5 protein-coding genes and 1 pseudogene are annotated in these 4,775 nt (G+C 66.6%); 3 read left to right on the forward strand and 3 right to left on the reverse strand.

What is annotated here, in order from left to right:
* Positions 1-88 precede the first annotated feature (88 nt).
* The 3 genes from J7360_RS20845 to J7360_RS20855 all read right to left on the reverse strand — a co-directional run bounded on the left by J7360_RS20845 (position 89) and on the right by J7360_RS20855 (position 1,777).
* The gene (locus J7360_RS20845) at positions 89-1,021 is read right to left on the reverse strand and encodes an efflux RND transporter periplasmic adaptor subunit (RefSeq protein WP_057663970.1); all 933 of its coding nucleotides are present in this window, start codon (positions 1,019-1,021) and stop codon (positions 89-91) included.
* Positions 1,018-1,236 carry a DUF1656 domain-containing protein gene (locus J7360_RS20850; RefSeq protein WP_016850515.1) on the reverse strand — a complete coding sequence of 73 codons (219 nt, stop codon included), beginning with the start codon at positions 1,234-1,236 and terminating at the stop codon, positions 1,018-1,020. Before J7360_RS20850 ends, J7360_RS20845 begins: the two co-directional genes overlap by 4 nt.
* A gap of 88 nt (positions 1,237-1,324) precedes the next feature.
* Positions 1,325-1,777 (reverse strand): MarR family transcriptional regulator, encoded by a 453-nt coding sequence (locus tag J7360_RS20855; protein WP_007964968.1) that lies wholly within the window; start codon positions 1,775-1,777, stop codon positions 1,325-1,327.
* 130 nt (positions 1,778-1,907) lie between these two features.
* Between J7360_RS20855 and folE the strand changes: the two genes are divergently transcribed.
* From folE to J7360_RS20870, 3 genes and pseudogenes are all read left to right on the forward strand, one after another.
* Positions 1,908-2,510 carry a GTP cyclohydrolase I FolE gene (gene folE / locus J7360_RS20860; RefSeq protein ID WP_003489347.1) on the forward strand — a complete coding sequence of 201 codons (603 nt, stop codon included), beginning with the start codon at positions 1,908-1,910 and terminating at the stop codon, positions 2,508-2,510.
* Between the two features lie 19 nt (positions 2,511-2,529).
* Complete coding sequence (locus tag J7360_RS20865) at positions 2,530-3,999, forward strand: DUF3375 domain-containing protein (protein WP_057663972.1); 1,470 nt, start codon at positions 2,530-2,532, stop codon at positions 3,997-3,999.
* A pseudogene (locus J7360_RS20870) lies at positions 3,986-4,676 on the forward strand (DUF4194 domain-containing protein). The gene J7360_RS20865 and the pseudogene J7360_RS20870 overlap by 14 nt, the downstream one beginning before the upstream one ends.
* Positions 4,677-4,775 lie beyond the last annotated feature (99 nt).

Below are 4,775 nucleotides of genomic sequence, written 5' to 3' on the forward strand. Positions count from 1 at the left end.
GGCACCGCGTAGTTGGGGCCGACGGTGCTGCACGCGCTCAGCGTGGTCAGCAGTGCGGCCAGTCCCAGCGGACGCAACAGCGTGCGGTTCATGGCGCCGCCTTGGCCTGCACACGGGCAGGCGCGATGGCCGGGGTTGCCGGAGTCGCATTGGCCGTGTCGGGCAGAACGCTCACCGTGGCAGTGCGCCCTGCGATCAACTGCACATGCGCAGGCACGCGATCCAGCGCGATGCGCACCGGGATGCGTTGCGCCAGCCGTACCCAATCGAACGCCGGCGTGACATTGGGCAATGCGCCGGCGCTGCCGCTGCGGTAGCGGTCTTCGATCCCGGCGGCGATGCTCTGCACATGCCCATGCAGCGTGACCGGCTCGCCCATCAGCTGCACGTCCACGCGTTGGCCGGGGTGCACGCCCTGCAGGCGGGTTTCTTCGAAGTAGCCATCGACACGGAATGAGCCGGTGTCCAGCACCGCCACCACCGGACGCCCGGCATTGACGTAGTCGCCCACGCGCACGGTGCGGTCGCTGACGCGACCGTCGGCCGGGCTGCGCACCTGGGTGCGGTCCAGGTTGAGCTGGGCCAGATCCACCGCCGATTGCGCGGTGGCCACTGCGGCCTGCGCCTTTTGTACGTTGGAGCGGCGCACTTCGGCATCTTCGGCGGCGACCAGGTCCTGCAGGCTGCGGTCGCGCGCGATCTCGCGGCGCAACTGCGTCAGCGTGGCCTGGCGTTCGGCCAGCGCGGCGCGCGCCTGTTCCAGCGCGATCGCGTAGCGCGCGCGGTCGACCACGAACAGCAGCTGCCCGCGCGTCACCGGCTGGTTGTCGGCCACGGCCACCGACTCCACCAGCCCGGAGACATCCGGCGCCACCTGCACCACATCGGCGCCCACATGCGCATCGCGCGTCCACGGCGCCTGCATGTAATAACGCCACAGGTGCTGCAACACCAACGCGGCCACCACCACCATTGCCAGGGTCAGCAGTGCCGGCCCCGCGGTCTTGATCAGCTTTTTCACGATTGCATCCAACGGGTAAGGAAGAACAGGCCACCCAGCAGTGCGATGTACAGCGCCAGGTTGAACAGCGCCGGGTGCCAGATGTAGCGGTAGGCGCCGGCGCGGGTCAGCAGCGCGGCGATGCCGCTGTTGAGCAGGTAGGCCAGCGTCATCAACGCCAGCAAGGTGGGTACGAACACACCGTAGAGACTGAATTCGCCGTACATCGGGCACATCCTGGAGAAAGAACCACAACACCCGATGCAGCGCGCACCGGCATCGGAAAGGGCACAACGGGCGTCGCGCGCAACGCCGGCAGCCGACTCAGTCGGCCTGGCTCAGCTGCGCATGCGCCTGCGCGATCTGCTCCCACAAGGTCAGCACCACCTGCACGTCGGCATCGCTGAGAGCGCCGAACACCTGCGCACGCAGTGCGTCCAGGCGGATCTCGATCCGGCCAACCAGCGCCTGGCCTGCGTCGGTGAGCCACAGCTGGTTGGCGCGGCGGTCGCTGCTGTCGGCCTCGCGGCGCAGCAGGCCCTGCGCGGCCAACTTGTCCAGCAAGCGCACCAGCGAGGGGCCTTCCATGCCCAGTTGCTGGGCCAGCGCCACCTGACGGATGCCGCCGCCGGAGCGCCCGATCATCAGCAATGGTCCGGTGCAGGCGCTGGACAGGTCGAACTCGGAGAACGCCTGGTCGGCCAAGCGTTGCCACTGACGGGCGGCCACCAGCAGGCCGGAACTGAGCTGGGCGCGTGGAGAAAGATGAGCTTTCATAATAGATAGGATGCTATCAATTCATAAATGAATCAATAGTCACTGAACATTTGCATGCTGGCGCAACCGCCACTGGGGCGGCCGGGCAGTCCTCAGGTACCATGCTCGCCCCCTTTGGGTGCACCTGCGCATGAGCCAGTCCAACCAGCCCGATTCCCCCGTGACCCAGACCCAGGCCGAAGAGGCCGTGCGCACCCTGTTGCGCTGGGCGGGCGAAGATCCCACGCGTGAGGGACTGCTGGACACACCGCGCCGGGTGGCCGAAGCCTACGGCGACTGGTTCAGCGGCTATCGCGACGAACCGCGCGAATACCTGGAACGCACGTTCGAGGAAGTGGCCGGCTACGACGAGTTGATCGTGCTGCGCGACATTTCCTACGAAAGCCATTGCGAGCACCACATGGCGCCGATCATCGGCAAGGTGCACGTGGGCTATCTGCCGCGTGGCAAGGTCGTCGGCATCAGCAAGCTGGCGCGCGTGGTGGAAAGCTATGCGCGCCGCTTCCAGGTGCAGGAAAAGATGACTGCGCAGATCGCCCAATGCATCCAGGACGTGCTGCAGCCGCTTGGCGTGGGCGTGGTGGTGGAAGGCGCGCACGAGTGCATGACCACCCGCGGCATCCACAAGCGCGGCGTCAGCATGGTGACCTCCAAGATGCTGGGCAGCTTCCGCGAAGACGCGCGCACCCGCGCCGAATTCCTGCAGTTCATCGAAGTGGGCGGCAAGCGTTGAGGCAGTCGCGGCAGCGCCCATGAAGCACCAGGCCCGTATCGCCGGCTATCGGCAACTGCGCGAGCAGCCGGTATGGAAACTGCTTGCCGCCGACCACGCACCCGAACTGATCGGCCTGCTGCAGACGGTGCTGATGGACGGCGCACGCCGCCTGCCTTCGGCCGTGTTGCACGAGCGTTTGCAGCGCCAGCTCGACGCCTTGCGCGCCGACGAGCTCTCGCGCGAACTGCCGCGCACCGCACAGGCGTATCTGGCGCATTGGTTGGCACAGGGCTGGCTGGAACGCCGCCTGCCCGAAGGCGCAGCCGAAGAAGAATACGAACTCTCGCGTGCCGCGACCCAGGCCATCCGCTTCATCGTCGGCCTGCGCGAAAGCAGCAGCAGCGCCACCGAAAGCCGCCTGTCGCTGGTGATCCAGCAACTGGTGCAGTTGGCCGGACAGACCGAAGCCGATCCAGAGCTCCGGCTGGCCGCGCTGCGCGACGAACGTGCGCGCATCGATGCCGAGATCGAACGCGTGGCTTCCGGCCGCGTGGCGGCGCTGGACGGCAAACGCGCGCTGGAACGTGCACGCGACCTGATCCATCTCTCCGACGAGCTGGCCGAAGATTTCCATCGCGTGCGCGACGATTTCGAGCAGCTCAACCGCCAATTCCGCGAGCGCATCATCGACGACGAAGGCGCGCGCGGCGATGTGCTCGAACAACTGTTCGACGGCGTGGATGTGATTGCAGACAGCGAAGCCGGGCGCACTTTCGAGGCGTTCTGGAGTCTGCTCAACGACACCCAGCAAAGCAGCCAGCTCGACCAGGCGCTGGATGCGCTGCTTGCCCGTGGGTTTGCGCGCAAGCTCGATCGTCGCGAACGCGCCTTTTTGCGTGGGCTGACCGGCACGCTGCTGGAGCGCGGTGGCGAGGTGCACACGGTGATGCAGCATTTCGCGCGCAGCCTGCGCGGTTTCGTGCAAAGCCGTGGGTATCTGGAACAGCGCCGGCTCAATCAATTGCTCAAGCAGGCGCAGGGCGAAGCCTTGCAATTGCGCGACAGCCTGCACGCCACCACCGCCACCGGCTATACGCAGGCGCTCAGCAGCCGCCGCCTGCGCTCGTTGTCGCAATGGCGGCTGCACGATCCACGGCTCACCCAGGTCGATGGACGCGTGCAGGCCGCCGACGCGGCCGAGATCTCGCTGGACAGCGTGGGCGATCTGGTGGCGCAATCGGAGATCGATGTGCGCAGCCTGCGCAACGACCTGCATGAGCTGCTCGGCCAACGCCCGCGGCTGACGATCGGCGACGCCTTGCAACAACGCCCGGCCGTGCAGGGCCTGGGCAGCGTGATCGGATACCTGTCGCTGGGCACGCGCCACGGCATGGTGATCGAAGGACAGATGGAAACGGTGCAATGGGAAGGCAGCGACGGCGCCGTGCGGCGCGCGCGCATTCCCTTGGTGTGGTTTACCCGGGAGAAACGCAATGAACTGGTCTGAGGACACGCGCTTGGACGCCGACGAGGACACCGGGGCGCCGGCCATCGACGACCGCATGCCGATGACGCAAACCTCCAGTGCCGAGCCACGCGGCGAGCGACACCGGCACGCTGCCGTTCGACGCGCGGCGTGCACTGTGCCAGTTGCTGGCAGGGCCCAGCATCGATGCGCAACGTCACGGCGCGCTGTGGCCGGCGTTGTTGCGCAACGAGGTGGCGATCCGCCAGGTGCTGTGCGAGCTGTTTCTGGAGTTGGTGCTCGACCGCGAGGGCGGGGTGGCCTTTACCCGTCAGGCCGACACCGCAGAGCTGGAATCGCCCACCTTGCTGCGCAGTGCGCCGCTGACGTTTATCGAGTCGGTATTGCTGCTGTTCTTGCGCCAGCAACTGGCCGAGGCCGACACGCGCGGCGAGCGTGCAGTGGTGGACGAGGCGCAGTTGGTGGAAGCCTTGTCGGTGTACGAAAAGAACGTGTCCACCGATCGGGCGGGCTTCGCGCGGCGGGTGATGACGGCGATCGGCAAGATGCGCGACAACCAGTTGCTGTCGCGCTTGCGCGGCAGCGAGGAGCGCTATGAAGTGTCGCCGGTGTTGAAGCTGTTGTTTTCGGCAGAAGATGTGCAGGCCTTGGTGGTGGCCTATCGGGAGCTGCGTGAGGGCGAGGTTGCGCTGGATTGATGTGTCCTGGGCTTCCCTTCTCCCTGCGGGAGAAGGTGCCCGCAGGGCGGATGAGGGGCTGATGTCAGGCGGTACTTGAAGTGTTACGGGTTGTATTTG

The organism is Xanthomonas sp. D-99 (assembly GCF_017746145.1).
Lineage (GTDB): Bacteria > Pseudomonadota > Gammaproteobacteria > Xanthomonadales > Xanthomonadaceae > Xanthomonas > Xanthomonas cissicola.

Coding starts and splice junctions, on each gene's coding strand:
- J7360_RS20850 (WP_016850515.1), bottom strand. CDS start 1,236: ATGTGCCCGATGTACGGCGAATTCAGTCTCTACGGTGTGTTCGTACCC.
- J7360_RS20855 (WP_007964968.1), bottom strand. CDS start 1,777: ATGAAAGCTCATCTTTCTCCACGCGCCCAGCTCAGTTCCGGCCTGCTG.
- folE (WP_003489347.1), top strand. CDS start 1,908: ATGAGCCAGTCCAACCAGCCCGATTCCCCCGTGACCCAGACCCAGGCC.
- J7360_RS20865 (WP_057663972.1), top strand. CDS start 2,530: ATGAAGCACCAGGCCCGTATCGCCGGCTATCGGCAACTGCGCGAGCAG.